This is a genomic window from Catenulispora sp. MAP12-49, assembly GCF_041262705.1.
Taxonomy (GTDB): Bacteria; Actinomycetota; Actinomycetes; order Streptomycetales; family Catenulisporaceae; genus Catenulispora.
Genome location: NZ_JBGCCP010000007.1, coordinates 196,325 through 211,181 on the forward strand (window position 1 = coordinate 196,325; position 14,857 = coordinate 211,181).

Here is a 14,857-nt window from a genome sequence, read left to right on the forward strand (position 1 = left end):
GCCCGCCCCTCGTCGGTCGGTGGCCAGTACACCTCTGGACACACCGGCCGACGGGCGGACGGGTTACACGGCTTGCACGGCTTGCACGGCTTACCCGGCTCGCGCCGGATCAGCCGGCGGAGACCGTGACCGACTTCAGCTCGACCGGGATCGTCGGACGGCCGGTGCCGTCCTGGCCGGGGTTGGAGATGCCGCCGGACTGGACGTGGACCAGGGTGCCCATGCCGTCGGTGATGGTGCCGAACGGCGTGTAGGACGGGGGCAGCTGGCTGTCGCCGAAGACCAGGAAGAACTGCGAGCCGTTGGTGTTCGGGCCGGCGTTGGCCATGGCCACGGTGCCGGCCGGGTAGGTGGCGCCGGCCAGGTTCTCGTCCTGGAACTGGTAGCCGGGGCCGTTGGAGCCGTCGGTGTCCTTCGGCGTGGCGCCGGCCGTCGGGTCGCCGCACTGCAGCATCTGCAGGCCGGGCGAGGTGGACAGCCGGTGGCAGTAGCTGCCGTCGAAGAAGTGCTGGGCGGCCAGGAAGTTGAAGGAGTTCACGGTGTGCGGCGCCTTGGCCGCGTCCATCGCGATGGTGATGTCGCCCTGGGAGGTGTGCAGCACCATCGTGTACTTCTTGCTCGGGTCGATGGTCATCGCCGGCTCCTTGGGCCAGCTCTTGCCCGACGACCCGGAGGCCGCGGAGGTCTGAGACGAGCCGGCCCCGCCGGTGCTGCCGGACGCCTTCGAGCTCCCGGACGAGCTGCAGCCCGCCAGCGCCAGGGCGCCGACCGCCGCCAGCACCGCCCATCGACCGTGCCGCAGTGTCACCCGCATGCTCGCCGCTCCTGTCCAGATCCGCTTTCGATGGCCCGACAGGCGAGGCTATCCCATGTGGACGGCTACGCCCCGTAGACCGGACCCGGCGCCGGCGCCTGCTCGATCAGTCCCGCGACCACCGCGTCCAGCTCCGCGGGATCCCAGCGCGCGCCCTTGTCGGCGGTCGGCCCGTGCTGCCAGCCGTCCGCGACGCCGATGCGGCCGCCCTCGACCTCGAAGACGCGGCCGCTGACCGCCCGCGAGCGGTCCGAGCCGAGCCAGACCACCAGTGGGGAGACGTTCTCCGGGGCCATCGCGTCGAAGCCGGTGTCCGGCGGGGCCATCATCGAGCTGAAGGGGCCCTCGGTCATGCGGGTGCGGGCGGCCGGGGCGATGGCGTTGACGGTGACGCCGTAGCGGCCGAGCTCGGCGGCGGCCTGGATGGTCAGGGCGGCGATGCCGGCCTTGGCCGCGGCGTAGTTGCCCTGGCCGACCGAGCCGAGCAGGCCGGCGCCGGAGCTGGTGTTGATGACGCGGGCGTCGTTGAGGTTGCCGAACTTGTACTGGTCGCGCCAGTGCGCGCCGGCGTGGCGCAGGGTGAGGAAATGGCCCTTGAGGTGGACCCGGACCACGTCGTCCCAGTCCTGCTCGGAGAGGTTCACCAGCATCCGGTCGCGCAGGAAGCCGGCGTTGTTGACCAGGACGTCGAGCTTGCCGAAGGCGTCCACCGCGGTCCGCACCAGCGCCGCGGCGCCGTCCCAGGTGGCGATGTCGTGGTGGTCGGCGACGGCCTGGCCGCCGGCCTTCACGATCTCGGCGACGACCTCCTGCGCCGGGGCGTCGCTGCCGTCCCGGCCGTCGGGCCCCACGCCGAGGTCGTTGACCACGACCTTGGCGCCCTGCCGGGCGAACTCCAGGGCGTGCGCGCGGCCCAGGCCGCGGCCGGCCCCGGTGACGACGGCGACGCGGCCTTCGCAGATCCCTGCCATGGACGGCTGCTCCTTCGGGTGGTTCTGAGGTGGTTCTAGATCGTTCTAGGTGGTGCTCACGGATGGTCGGCGTTGGCGGCGTCGAGGAACGCCGGACGCGTGCCGCCGCCGTCCAGCAGTATCGCGGTGCCGTTGACGTACGACGCCAGCGGCGAGGCCAACAGGACGCACATGTCCCCGACGTCATCCGGCTCGGCCAATCGGCCCAAGGCGATGGTCTTCGCGACCGCGGCGACGCCGGCCTCGTCGCCGTAGTGCAGATACGCCTGCTCGGTGCGCACCGGTCCGACGGTAATCGCGTTCACCCGCACTAGCGGCGCCCACTCGACCGCCAGCGTGCGCGTCAGGTTCTCCAGCCCGGCCTTGGCCGCGCCGTACGCCGCCGTGCCGGGGCTGGCCCGGCGCGCGCTCTCGCTGGAGATGTTGATGATGTGCCCGCCGTCGTCTTGCCGCCGCATGACGCGGTTCGCCTCCTGCGCCACGGTCAGCGGGGCCAGCAGGTTCAGGCCGACGATCGCGGCGGCGAACCGCGGGCTGGCCTCGGCGGCCAGCGCGTAGGGGGCGCCGCCGGCGTTGTTGACGACCAGGTCCAGGCGGCCGTGGTCGGCGGCGATGCCCTCGACCAGAGCGCGCACCTGCTCGGCGTCGCGGACGTCGGCGGTGCGGTGTTCCGCGCCGGACGGCAGCGGCGCGTCGGGCTCGCCGCGGCCGCAGCTGACGACCGTCGCCCCGGCCGCCAGCAGCCGGCGGGTGACGCCGCGGCCCACGCCCCGGCCGCCGCCGGTGACCAGGGCGACGCGGCCGGTCAGGTCGAGGGTGAGGGACACCTCCGCAGGCTACCAAGCAAGTGTTAGGTTGGGAACCCGTCGAACGCCGGGGAGCCGGATGACCGCGGGCTGCTCACCGGATGTCCATCGGATGCCCGGCGACCGCCCACCGGCTGCTCGCCGACCCAGCGGCGGCCCGCGTGCCAGACTGGGACGGTGCCGCTGACCGTATCGATCCTGGGCCCGCTCGAGATCCGCGTCGACGGCGCGCCGGTGGCGCTCGGCGGCGCACGTCTGCGCACCCTGATGTCCCGGCTCGCCTTGGACCCGGGGCGCGCGGTCACCATCGGGGCGCTCGTGGACGCGCTCTGGGCGGACGAGCCGCCCGAGGGCGCCGCGAACGCGTTGCAGTCCCTGATCTCCCGCGTCCGCAAGGTCCTCGGGGATCCCGCGCTGCTCGCCGCCGCGCCGGGCGGTTACCGGCTGGCGATCGCGCCGGAGTCGGTGGACGCGGTGCGGTTCGAATCGCTGTCCCGGTCGGGGCGCGAGGCGTTGCGCGCCGACGACCCCTCGGCGGCGCGCGCCACTCTGCGCGAGGCACTGGCCCTGTGGCGGGGTCCGGCACTGGCGGACGTCGCCGACGCGGCGTTCGCGGTGGCGCCGGCCGCCCGGCTGGACGAGTTGCGGCTGGCCGCCCTGACCGACCGGCTCGACGCCGAGCTGCGGCTGGGGCAGGCCGCCGAGGCGCTGGCCGAACTCGAGGCGCTCAGTGCCGAGCACCCGCTGCGCGAGAACGTCGCCGCGCTGCATGTCAGGGCCCTGTACGCGGTGGGGCGGCAGGCCGACGCGCTGGCCGTCTACGAACAGGTGCGGCGCGCGCTGGCCGACCAGCTCGGCATCGACCCGTCCAAGGAGCTGGCCGAGGTCCATCTCGCGGTGCTGCGAAGCGACCCCGCCCTGGCCCCGGCCGCCCTGGAGCAGGCCCCGCGCACGAACCTGAAGACCCGGCTGACCAGCTTCGTCGGCCGCGACGAGGAAGTGGCGCGGATCGGCAGGATGCTGGACGCCTCCCGCCTGGTGACGCTCGTCGGCCCGGGCGGCGCGGGCAAGACCCGGCTGGCCGGCGAGGCCGCGCAGCGGGTCCTGGAGCGGTTCCCGGACGGCGCCTGGCTCGCCGAGCTCGCCCCGGTCACCGATCCCGGCGAGGTGCCGCAGGCGGTGCTGTCGGCCCTGGGCCCGCGCGAGAGCCGCATGATGGCCGGCAACGCGAACCCCGCCGCCACCGCCGCGATGCTGCGCAGCGCGCAGGGCCACCTGATCGAGACGCTGGCCGAGAAGCGGATCCTGCTCATCCTCGACAACTGCGAGCACCTGGTCGGCGCGGCCGCGGACCTCGCCGAGACGCTGCTGGGGCACGCGCCGGGCCTGCGCGTCCTGGCCACCAGCCGGGAGCCGCTGACCATCGACGGCGAGAGCCTGTTCCCGGTGCCGCCGCTGGCACTGCCGGAGGGTGACGGACTCGATGAGTTCCGAGGCGCCGCAACGGAATCCGAGGCTGTGTCGACCTCCGGTGGTGGCTCTGGTCTTGGTTCCGAAGCGAACACCGGTCCCGGCTCCGGCCGTACCTCCGGATCCGCCTCGGGACCGAACACCAGCCTCCCCGGCGGTCTTCCCGGCGCCGGCCCCGAGCCCGCCCTCACTGTCGCCGACACGGTCCTGGCCTACCCCGCCGTCCGGCTGTTCGCCGACCGGGCCGCCGCCGTCGTGCCGGACTTCGCGGTCGACGCCGACACGCTGCCCGACGTGATCCGCATCTGCCGCAGCCTGGACGGTCTGCCGCTGGCGATCGAGCTGGCCGCCGCGCGGCTTCGGACGCTGCCGCTGCACCAGATCGCCGGCCGGCTCGGCGACCGTTTCCGGCTGCTCACCGGCGGGAGCCGGACCGCGATGCCGCGGCATCAGACGCTGCGCGCCGTCGTGGCCTGGAGCTGGGAGCTGCTCTCCGACGACGAGCGGGATCTCGCCGAGCGCCTGGCGGTCTTCCCCGGCGGGGTCACCGCCGAGGCCGCGGCGGCGGTGACGCCGGGGCTGGACCCGGATTCCGCCTTCGATCTGCTCTCCGCGCTCGTCGACAAGTCGCTGGTGCAGGCGGTGCCGACCGAGGCCGGGCAGGATCCGCGGTTCCGCATGCTGGAGACGCTGCGGGAGTACGGCGCCGACCGGCTGGGCGAGGCCGACCGGCTCGCCGAGACCCGGCGTGCCCACGCCGCCTTCTTCCTGGCGCTGGCCGAGACCGCCGAGCCGCAGTTGCGGCGGGCCGCGCAGATGGTGTGGCTCAAGCGCCTGAACGCCGAGCGGGACAACATCCTGGCCGCGCTGCGGTTCGCGGCAGCCGACGAGGACGCCGACACCGCCGTGCGCATCTGCGCCGCGATGACCTGGTACTGGACGCTCGGCGACCAGAACCACGAGGGCCGCGCGTGGACCCGGCTGGCGTTGTCGGTGCTGGGTCCCTCGCCGAGGGAGGCCCACGCGATCGTGTACGTGATGGAGCGCATCACGTCGGTGTTCGAGGACTACCTGTGGGAGGAGATCCCGCGGCTGACCGAGGAGATCGCCGAGACGGTCGCCGCGACCGGCAGCTGCGACCATCCGCTGCTGGCGCTCGGCGCGGTGGTGGCGCCGATGCTCAGCGACGACCGGGAGCAGTTGGAGGCCGCGGTCGAGAAGTACGCCGGCCATCCGGACCCGTGGGTCGGCGCCATGCTGTACCTGCTGCGCGGGATGTCCGCGGAGAACGCCGGGGTCCGCGCCCCGGTCCGTGCGGACCTGGAGCGGGCCCGCGAGGCCTTCGAAGAGCTCGGCGACCGCTGGGGGCTGTCGGCCGCCCTCAACGGCCTGGCCTCGCTGTCCGTCACCGAGGGCGACGACACCACGGCCCTGCGGCTCCAGAACGAGGCGCTGGAGCTGATCCGCGAGATCAACGCCTTCACCAACGCCGCGCAGATCCAGATCAACCGGGCCCAGTTGCTCACCCGGCTCGGCCAGACCGACGAGGCGCGGCGGCTGCTGCTGGAGGTCCTGGAGTCCGCGCAGCGCTCCGGGTCGCAGATGAGCTGCTTCGTGGCCTTGATCGGTCTGACCGAGCACCACCGGGCCGCCGGCGAGCCCGACAGCGCGTGGCACTTCCTGCGGATGGCCACCGCGGAGTTCATCGACAACTGGAACGGGCCGCCGCAGCTGCTGGCCTTCCGCGAGTCGATCGCCGCGATGCTGCACCTGGACGCCGGCGAGGCCGAGCCGGCCCGCGAAGCGCTGGGACAGGCCTTCCGCTTCGCCCTGATCGCCCGCGACATGCCGATCCAGGCCCGCATGGCGGTCGGCACCGCGCGCTACGCCGAGACCGTCGGCGACAGCGAGCTGGCGATGCGGCTGCTCGGCGCGTCCGAGAACATGCTCGGCGCGGCGGACCGCAGCGACGACGAGCGCGCGGCGCTGGTGAAGAAGCTCGTGGAACGACCCGACTACGCGTCCTGCTACGCGGTCGGGAAAAGCGCGACGCGCGACGAGAACCAGATTCTCGTCGCGCGCACGCTGGGCCTGTCGGAGGACGTCCTGTCCGACCCCAAGGCCGGGCTTCACACCTTGCGGCCGTAGGCCCGCAGCGCCAGCGGCATGAAGACCGCGGTCAGCCCGACGATCCAGCCGAACGTCCACAGCATGTGGTTGGCGACCGGCCCGCCGAGGAACAGACTGCGGGAGACGCCGGCCAAGTGCGTGATCGGGTTGACGTTGACGAAGCCCTGCATCCAGCCCGGCAGCGTCTTGGTCTGCACGAAGGTGTTGCTGCCGAAGCTCAGCGGCAGCACCAGCAGGATCATCATGCCCTGCACCGCGCCCGGGGTCCGGGCCACCATGCCCAGGAACACCGAGACCCAGCTCATCGCCAGCGCGAAGGCCACGGCCACGAGCAGTGCCGCGCCGGCCTCCAGCGGGTTGGTGTGGATGCGGAAGCCCATGGCGTACCCGACGGTCAGGGTGATGACGGCGACCAGCGCGTACCGGACGAAGTCCGCGAGCACCGCGCCGACCAGTGGTGCGGACCTGGCGATCGGCAGTGATCGGAAGCGGTCGAACACCCCCTTGGAGATGTCGGTGTTCATGTTCACGCCGATCGCCGTGGCGCTCATCGCGATGGTCTGCGCGAGGATGCCGGGCAGCAGGTACTGCAGATACACGCTCTGCGATCCGGCGATCGCGCCGCCGAAGACGTAGGTGAACAGCAGCAGGAAGATCACCGGCTGGAGCGTCACGTCCAGCAGCGCCTCCGGGGTGCGCATGGTCTTGATCAGGCTGCGCTTTGCCAGCGCGGCGCTGTGGCGGATGGTCTTGAACGGCTTGGAGCTGGTGGTCGCTGCGGCGACGGGCATGGTGGCGGTGGTCATGGCGGGTTCCCCTCTGCGAAGTATGTATGGGTTCTGATGCGGCGGGGTCAGACCGCGACCGGGGTGGACGGCTCGGCCGCGTTCTCCTCGCGGGCTGTCGGCACCGCGCGGTCGTCCCCGGCCCGGCGGCCGACCAGCGAGAAGAACACCTCGTCCAGGCTCGGCAGGTGCAGCGAGAGCTCGCTCACGCCGATCCCGGCCGCCGACAGCCGGGCCACGACCTCGGTCAGCGCCGAGTCGTCCTTAACCGGCGCCGACACCACGCCGGTGCGCGGCGACTCGGCCTTGGCCCCGGCCACCTGCTGGAGCAGCGCGGCGGTCTCGGCCAGCCGGGCCGGGTCCAGCGGCTGCACGGTCAGCCTCTGCCCGCCGACGACGCGCTTGAGGCCCAGCGGGGTGTCGTGCGCGATCACCTGGCCGCGGTCGATCACCGTCACCTCGTCGGCCAGCGCGTCGGCCTCCTCCAGGTACTGCGTGGTGAGCATGACCGTCGAGCCCTCGCCGACCAGCCGGCGCACCACGCCCCACATGTCCTCGCGCTTGGCCGGGTCCAGGCCGGTGGTGGGCTCGTCCAGGAAGATCACCGAGGGCCGGCCGACCAGCGAGGCGGCCAGGTCCAGGCGCCGGCGCATCCCGCCGGAGTAGGTCTTCGCCGGACGCTTTGCGGCCTCGGCCAGGTCGAACCACTCCAGCAGCTCGGCGGCGCGGGCCCTGGCGTCACGCTTGGACAGGTCCAGCAGCCGGCCGATCAGCTCCATGTTCTCCAGGCCGGTCAGATCCTCGTCGACCGAGGCGTACTGGCCGGTCAGGCCGATCGTGGCCCGGACCTTCTCGGCCTGCTTGGCCACGTCGTAGCCGCCGATGCGGGCCCGGCCGGCGTCGGCCTTGATCAGCGTGGCCAGGATCCGGACGCTGGTGGTCTTGCCGGCGCCGTTCGGGCCCAGCACCGCGTGCACGGTTCCCGGCTTGGCGTACAGGTCGACGCCCTTGAGCGCCTTGGTCTGGCCGAAGGACTTCTGCAGGCCCTCGGCCTCGATCGCATAGGAGGTCATCGACCTGGTCCCCTCTGTCGTCTGCACTCGTCGTGTGGTTACGAGTACGAGCATCGGGGGTGCCGCTGATAGGCCGCGCACACGGCGCTGACAGAGCCTGACAGAGGCTGACAGCCGCTGACGGGGGGCGGCCAGCGGCTGTCGAGGAGCGCTCGGGGGCAGGTCGGCAGGGCGCAGGAGTCGTCAGAGAGTGTTGTTGACCAGCGCCGACAGCTTGGCGACCTCGGCGTTGCCGGTGTTGATGCTGGCGTTCGCGGCGGTCAGCTGGGCCGGCTTCCCACTGATGCCCTGCAGCGCCTGGCTCGCGGCCTGGGCGTAGGCCCTGACCGCGGCCGACCAGGCCTGCGAACCGGCGGCGTCGGGCATCGGGGGCACCGTGGAGACCGCCGGGTAGCCCAGGCACAGGCTGTAGGCCGCGTTCGCCACCGTGACGGCGTCGGTGCCGTTCAGGGTGCGCTGCAACGAGGCCGCGCCGGAGTGCAGATCGTCCACGGTCGGCGTGGCCTTGTTCCCCCAGGCGCTGATCTCGGCGGGCGTGCCGGTGGCCGCGGTCACCGGGACCGAGGTGGTCGACGCCCTCTGGCAGGCGGTGATGGCCTGGTTGACCGCCGCGCCCTCGGCGGTCCCGCTGTTGCCGAAGGTGGCGCCCACGGGCAGGGAGACCGGCGCGGCCGAGTCGTTGTTCTGGGCGTTGATGCCGCCGATGACCGCGCCCTGCTGCGTCACCGCGCCGGTCCACACCGCCGGGCCGTTTCCGTTGCTGGACTTGAGGGTGAGGAGGTTGAAGCCGAAGAAGGCGCCGGCGCCCAGCACCACCAGGCCGACCAGGGAGCTGGCCATGAGGCGCCGGGTGGTGACGTGGCGCGCCGGATCGGGCTGGTAGCCGGGGTGCGGCTGCGCGCTCCACGACTGCTCCGAGCCGCTGCGCGGCACCTCCTCGGGGACCTCGGCGTAGCGGGCCGCACCCTCGCCGGCTTCCTGGAACACGCGGCGGGGCTTGGCGGCGGGGCTCGCGGCCGGCGCGCCGGCGGCGGCGGTCGCGCCTGCGGCTGCGGTTGCGGCTGGCGAGCCGGTCTCGGTTGTAGCTCCGGTTGTAGCTGCGGCTGGGGCTGCGGCTGGCGAGCCGGTCTCGGTTGTAGCTCCGGTTGTAGCTCCGGTCGAGGGATCGGTCGTAGCTCCGGTCGGGGGTTCGGCCGCGGCCCCGGTCCCGGTCGTGGCGGGACCGACCTCACTCGCGGGGCTCGGCGCGCCGACGACAGTCGGCTCCGGAGTACCGACCACAGTCGGCTCCGTGCCACCGGCTGCCGGGCCCGGCCCCGACACCGGCGACGAACCCGGCTCCCGCTCCCGCTCCGCACCAGCGTCCCCGGCGGCGTCCGCCTCCGCCCGCCGCGCGGTCTGCTCGGGCTCCTCGTTCGGCTGGTTGCGCTGGTCGTCCTGGGACATCTGCGCGCTCCGATCGGTCGCAATCTTGTTCCCTGCAGACCACTGTCCGTCACTTTCGCGTTTCCCGCCGCTCTGGTCACCCCTCCGAGCGACCGCTAGGATCTCCCAAGCAAATGCTAGGTTGCCCAGCAGCGCACCGTGGACCCGAGGAGGCCGCCTTGGCCGTCACCAGCACCAGCGAGCCGGGGGCGGCGCATCGCGGCGTCGTCACGGTCAGCGTCGACCAGCCCCCGGTGAACGCGCTGCCGGTGGCGGGCTGGTTCGCCCTCGCCGACGCGCTGCGGGCCGCGGGTCACGACCCTGATACCCGGGTAGTCATCCTGCGCGCCGAGGGCCGCGGATTCAATGCCGGCGTGGACATCAAGGAGATGCAGAACACCCCCGGCTTCGACGCCCTGCTCGGGGCCAACGCCGGGTGCGCCGCCGCCTTCGCCGCGGTCTACGACTGCCCGGTCCCGGTCATCGCCGAGGTCGCGGGGTTCTGCGTCGGGGGCGGGATCGGCCTGGTGGGCAACGCGGACAGCATCATCGCCAGCGACGACGCCTACTTCGGGCTGCCGGAGGTGGACCGGGGTGCGCTCGGCGCGGCCACGCATCTGGGGCGGCTGGTCCCGCAGCACTACCTGCGGACCATGTACTACACGGCGCGCACCGTGTCGGCGCAGCGGCTCCTGGAGTTCGGCTCGGTCTGGGACGTCGTGCCCCGCGAGAAGCTGCACGAGCGCGCCCTGGAGCTGGCCGCCGAGATCGCCGCCAAGCACCCGGCGGTGATCCGGGCCGCCAAGGCCGCGCTGAACGGCATCGACCCGGTCGACGTCAAGCGCTCCTACCGGTACGAGCAGGGCTTCACCTTCGAGATCAACCTGGCCGGGGTCGCCGACGAGGAACGGGACAAGTTCGTGGCGGACAAGCTCGCGGCGGACAAGGAAGGCGGGGCCTGAGCATGCGCGACAAGCGGATGAGCGCCGAGGACGTGGTCGCCGAACTGCGCGACGGCATGACCGTCGGCATCGGCGGCTGGGGATCGCGGCGCAAGCCGATGGCGCTGGTGACCGCGATCGCCAAGTCCAGCCTGAAGGACCTGACCGTGGTGTCCTACGGCGGACCGGACGTCGGCATGCTGTGCGCGACCGGCAAGGTGCGCAAAGCGGTCTACGGCTTCGTGTCCCTGGACTCGATCCCCCTGGACCCGTACTTCCGCAAGGCCCGCCAGGAAGGCGAGATCGAGGTGTCAGAGTTCGATGAAGGCGCCTTGCAGTGGGGCCTGTACGCCGCCGCGCTGCGCCTGCCGTTCCTGCCGACCCGCGCGGGCCTGGGCACCGACGTCATGCGCACCAACCCGGACCTGCGGACCGTCGACTCGCCCTACGACGACGGCGAGAAACTCCTGGCGATGCCCGCGATCCACCTGGACGCCGCGCTGGTCCACATGAACCGCGCCGACATGTTCGGCAACACCCAGTATCTGGGCCCTGACATCTACTTCGACGACCTCTACTGCCTGGCGGCCGAAAAGCGCTACGTCTCCTGCGAGCGGATCGTGGAGACCGCCGACCTGCTGGCCGGCGGGCCGCCGCAGTCCCTGAAGATCAACCGGATGATGGTCGACGGCGTCGTCGAGGCCCCCGGCGGCGCCGGCTTCACCAGCTGCGTCCCGGACTACGGCCGCGACGAGGCGGCGCAGAAGGCATACGCGGCCGGCGAGCTGTTCGCCGGGGACAAGGAGCACGGCGAATGAGCGACGTGACACGCGCCGAGGTCGGTACCCGCTCCGAAACCTGTACTCGCTCCGAAATCTGTGTGGCCGCGTGCGCCGAGGCCTGGCGCGGCGACGGCGAGGTCATCGCCTCGCCGATGGGTCTGATCCCGGCGCTCGGCGCCCGGCTGGCCAAGCTGACCTTCGCCCCGGGCCTGATGCTCTCCGACGGGGACGCGAACTACCTGACGGACCCCACCGGCGCCGATTCCCACGTCGAGGCGCACATCCCCTACCGCCAGCTGTTCGACTTCGTCTGGCACGGCTCGCGCCACGTGATGATGGGCGCCAGCCAGCTCGACAGGTTCGGCAACCAGAACATCTCCGCCATCGGCGCCGATCACGCCCGGCCGAAGGCGCAGCTGATCGGCGTCCGCGGCGCGCCCGGGAACACCATCAACCACCCGACCAGCTACTGGATCGCCAACCACTCCCCCAAGGTGTTCGTGGAGAAGGTCGACGTGGTCTCAGGGCTCGGATACGACCGGGCCCGCGGCACCGGGCACGCGGCGCGCTTCCACGAACTGCGCCGCGTGGTGACGAACCTGGCGGTCTTCGACTTCCAGACCAAGGACCACCGGATGCGCGTCCGGTCGGTCCATCCCGGAGTCACGATCGACGAGGTGGTCGACGCGACGGGCTTCGTCCTGATCGGCACGGACCGGGGGACGGTCCGGACCACCCCCGAGCCGGACGCCGAAGCGCTGCGACTGATCCGCGAGGTCCTGGACCCGCGGAACACCCGCGAACGCGAGGTCCCGTCCGCCGGAAGGCGATGAGCGCGCATGCCGGAACAGCGGATCCGCACCCGGTGGACGGAGCTCGTGGGCGTCCGGCACCCGATCGTGCAGACCGGCATGGGCTGGGTCGCCGGTCCGCATCTGGTGACCGCGACGGCGAAGGCCGGGGCGCTGGGGATCCTGGCGTCGGCGACCATGTCCTACGACGAACTGGCCACGGCGATCCGCGAAGTGAAAGAGCGCACTGATGCTCCCTTCGGGGTGAATCTGCGGGCTGACGCGGCCGACGCCGCCGAGCGGGTGGACCTGCTCATCAAGGAGGGCGTGCGGGTCGCGTCCTTCGCCCTGGCCCCGAAACAGGAGCTGATCGCGAAGCTGAAGGACGCCGGAACCGTCGTGGTCCCCTCCATCGGCGCCAAACGGCACGCCGAGAAGGTCGCGGCCTGGGGCGTGGACGCGGTCGTCGTCCAGGGCGGCGAAGGCGGCGGACACACCGGCGGCGTGGCCACCAGCCTGCTGCTGCCGCAGATCACCGCGGCCGTGGACATCCCGGTCCTGGCCGCCGGCGGGTTCTTCGACGGCCGGGGCCTGGCCGCGGCCCTGGCCTACGGTGCCGAGGGCATCGCGATGGGCACGCGTTTCCTGCTGACCTCCGACTCCCGCGTCCCGGACGCCGTGAAGGCGCTCTATCTGGCGGCCGACGTCAACGGGACCGTCGCGACCCCGAAGATCGACGGCGTCCCGCACCGCGTGCTGCGCACCGGGCTCGTGGAGCAGATCGAGCGCTCGGGCACGGTGAGCTCGCTGCTGCGCTCGGCGCGCAACGGCCTGGCCTTCAAGAAGATGACCGGCATGTCGCTGCGCGCGATGGCCAAGGACGGCCTGGCCATGCGCAGGCACCACGGCCTGCGCCTGGGACAGGTCGTGATGGCCGCGAACACCCCGATGCTGCTGAAAGCCGGGCTGGTGCGCGGCGATCCGGCCGCCGGGGTGCTGTCGGCGGGCCAGGTGGTCGGCCTCATCGAGGACCTGCCGAGCTGCGAGGACCTCATCGACCGGATCATCGCCGAGGCGGTGGCGGCAATGGCGAGGACGTCCGCGACTGTAGTGGGCTAACTTGGCGGATATGACTTACGACACCCCCGCGAGCACGGTGCGCCTTCGTACGATCACGCTCGAGGACTGCGCCATCGAAGAGGCCAACCTGGCGACCCCGGAGACTGATCCGTATAGCTTCTACGGCTTCAACGACCCGGCCCGCATGCGCAAGAGCGTGGAGTCGGGCGAGGTGTTCCAGAAGTGGGGCGACCTGAACGGCCGGCTCGCGATCGAGGCCGAGGGCGAGTTCATCGGCACCGTCAGCTGGCACCCGGAGCACTACGGCCCGATCCCGGCGCCGGCGATCAACTTCGGCATCCAGCTGATCCCCGCCGCACGCGGCAAGGGCTACGGCACCGAGGCGCAGCGCCAGCTCATCGCCTACCTGTTCGCCAACACCACGGTGAACCGCGTCGAGGCCTCGACGGACGTGGAGAACTTCGCCGAGCAGCGCTCGCTGGAGAAGGCCGGCCTGGTCCGCGAGGGCGTCTGCCGCGGCTGCCACTTCCGGGCCGGGGAGTACCGCGACCTGGTCGTCTTCGCCACCCTCCGGGCCGACTTCGACGCCGAACGCGCGTCCGCCGCCGGCACCAAGGTCCGCACCGGCTTCACCGCCTGAGGCGAGGCGAAGCAAATCTGTCGGCGCCGAGACGGATAATCCAGCCATGCGCGCCAGCCGACTCGTATCCCTGCTCCTGCTCCTGCAGACGCGGGGACGTATGACGGCCCAACAGCTCGCCGACGAACTGGAGGTCTCGGTCCGCACCATCTACCGCGACGTCGAGTCGCTGCACGAGGCCGGCATCCCGCTCTACGGCGACGCCGGCCCGGCCGGCGGCTACCAGCTCCTGGCCGGCTACCGCACCCGCCTGACCGGCCTGTCGGCCAACGAGGCCGAGGCCATGTTCCTGGCCGCGCTCCCGGGCCCGGCCGCCGAACTCGGACTGGGCTCGGTCATGGCCGCGGCGCAGCTGAAGGTGAAGGCGGCCCTGCCGCCGGAGCTGGCCGACCGCAGCGGCCGCATCCAGGAGCGCTTCCTGCTCGACGCGCCCGGCTGGTACGACGACGGCGACACCAGCCCGTTCCTGCCGGCCGTCGCCGAGGCGGTCTGGAACCAGCGGCGTATCAGGATCCTGTATCGCCGCTGGACCGAGCCGCCGGAGGTCGTGCGCACGCTGGCGCCGTACGGGATCGTCCTGAAGACCGGCAAGTGGTACACCGTCGCCGAATCCGCCGGACGGATCAACACCTTCCGCGTGAACCAGATCCTGGAACTGACCGCGCTGGAGGACGACGACTCCCGCTTCGAGCGCCCCGCCGACTTCGACCTGAACGCCTACTGGGCCCAGCAGGTCGCGGAGTTCCGGGCGCGCCTGGTCCAGGGCGACGCGCTGATCCGCTTGTCGCCGGCCGGGAGGCAGCGGCTGGAGGAGGTGATGGCGGCCGACGTGGTGAACGCGGTCAACGCCACCGCCGAGGACGACCACGAGCGCGCCGGCTGGGTCAAGGCGACGGTGCCGATCGAGTCGCTGACCCATGCGCACGGCCAGTTCCTGGCGTTGGGCGCCGGCGTCGAGGTGGTGGCCCCGGAGGCGTTGCGGGAGCGGATCGCCGAGACGGCCGCGGGGCTGGCCCGGATGTACGGCGGCATCGCATGAGGCGGCCCGGGACCGGTCGGTGACCGGTGCCGGGCTCGGAACAGCTCGGAACACGGACAGGAATCAAGAACCAGGGAGCAGGCCGGCAGCCGGCACCGCGCGACGTTCCC

The 14,857-nt window shown here is 72.3% G+C and carries 13 protein-coding genes; 7 read left to right on the forward strand and 6 right to left on the reverse strand.

What is annotated here, in order from left to right; genetic code table 11:
• Nucleotides 1-109: 109 nt before the first annotated feature.
• From ABIA35_RS16315 to ABIA35_RS16325, 3 genes are all read right to left on the reverse strand, one after another.
• On the reverse strand, nt 110-814 hold the full coding sequence (locus ABIA35_RS16315; protein WP_370339338.1) for a peptidylprolyl isomerase: 705 nt from the start codon (nt 812-814) through the stop codon (nt 110-112).
• A 65-nt stretch (nt 815-879) separates the two neighbouring features.
• Nucleotides 880-1,785, reverse strand: a complete 906-nt coding sequence (locus ABIA35_RS16320) for an SDR family oxidoreductase (RefSeq protein ID WP_370339336.1) — start codon at nt 1,783-1,785, stop codon at nt 880-882.
• 56 nt (nt 1,786-1,841) lie between these two features.
• On the reverse strand, nt 1,842-2,612 hold the full coding sequence (locus ABIA35_RS16325; protein ID WP_370358405.1) for an SDR family oxidoreductase: 771 nt from the start codon (nt 2,610-2,612) through the stop codon (nt 1,842-1,844).
• 156 nt (nt 2,613-2,768) lie between these two features.
• On the opposite strand from ABIA35_RS16325, the gene ABIA35_RS16330 reads away from it, so the two are divergent.
• Nucleotides 2,769-6,209 carry a BTAD domain-containing putative transcriptional regulator gene (locus tag ABIA35_RS16330; RefSeq protein WP_370358406.1) on the forward strand — a complete coding sequence of 1,147 codons (3,441 nt, stop codon included), beginning with the start codon at nt 2,769-2,771 and terminating at the stop codon, nt 6,207-6,209.
• On the opposite strand, the gene ABIA35_RS16335 is transcribed toward ABIA35_RS16330, so the two are convergent.
• From ABIA35_RS16335 to ABIA35_RS16345, 3 genes are all read right to left on the reverse strand, one after another.
• Complete coding sequence (locus tag ABIA35_RS16335) at nt 6,191-6,997, reverse strand: ABC transporter permease (RefSeq protein ID WP_370339330.1); 807 nt, start codon at nt 6,995-6,997, stop codon at nt 6,191-6,193. The genes ABIA35_RS16330 and ABIA35_RS16335 overlap by 19 nt on opposite strands.
• A 47-nt stretch (nt 6,998-7,044) precedes the next feature.
• Nucleotides 7,045-8,049, reverse strand: coding sequence for an ATP-binding cassette domain-containing protein (locus ABIA35_RS16340; RefSeq protein ID WP_370358407.1), 1,005 nt, complete (start codon nt 8,047-8,049; stop codon nt 7,045-7,047).
• Nucleotides 8,050-8,232: 183 nt separating this feature from the next.
• The gene (locus tag ABIA35_RS16345) at nt 8,233-9,495 is read right to left on the reverse strand and encodes a hypothetical protein (protein WP_370358408.1); all 1,263 of its coding nucleotides are present in this window, start codon (nt 9,493-9,495) and stop codon (nt 8,233-8,235) included.
• Between the two features lie 158 nt (nt 9,496-9,653).
• On the opposite strand from ABIA35_RS16345, the gene ABIA35_RS16350 reads away from it, so the two are divergent.
• From ABIA35_RS16350 to ABIA35_RS16375, 6 genes are read left to right on the forward strand one after another with little or no spacing between them, the layout of a single operon-like run.
• Nucleotides 9,654-10,436, forward strand: coding sequence for an enoyl-CoA hydratase family protein (locus ABIA35_RS16350; RefSeq protein ID WP_370339323.1), 783 nt, complete (start codon nt 9,654-9,656; stop codon nt 10,434-10,436).
• 2 nt (nt 10,437-10,438) lie between these two features.
• Nucleotides 10,439-11,233: a CoA transferase subunit A gene (locus ABIA35_RS16355; RefSeq protein ID WP_370358409.1), complete on the forward strand. Its 795-nt coding sequence runs from the start codon at nt 10,439-10,441 to the stop codon at nt 11,231-11,233.
• A complete protein-coding gene (locus tag ABIA35_RS16360; protein ID WP_370358410.1) occupies nt 11,230-12,030 on the forward strand; it encodes a CoA-transferase subunit beta in 801 nt (266 codons plus the stop codon). Before ABIA35_RS16355 ends, ABIA35_RS16360 begins: the two co-directional genes overlap by 4 nt.
• A 6-nt stretch (nt 12,031-12,036) precedes the next feature.
• Nucleotides 12,037-13,107, forward strand: a complete 1,071-nt coding sequence (locus tag ABIA35_RS16365) for an NAD(P)H-dependent flavin oxidoreductase (protein ID WP_370358411.1) — start codon at nt 12,037-12,039, stop codon at nt 13,105-13,107.
• 10 nt (nt 13,108-13,117) lie between these two features.
• A complete protein-coding gene (locus tag ABIA35_RS16370) occupies nt 13,118-13,708 on the forward strand; it encodes a GNAT family N-acetyltransferase (RefSeq protein ID WP_370339315.1) in 591 nt (196 codons plus the stop codon).
• Nucleotides 13,709-13,754: 46 nt separating this feature from the next.
• The gene (locus tag ABIA35_RS16375; RefSeq protein WP_370339313.1) at nt 13,755-14,747 is read left to right on the forward strand and encodes a helix-turn-helix transcriptional regulator; all 993 of its coding nucleotides are present in this window, start codon (nt 13,755-13,757) and stop codon (nt 14,745-14,747) included.
• The last annotated feature ends 110 nt before the right edge of the window (nt 14,748-14,857 follow it).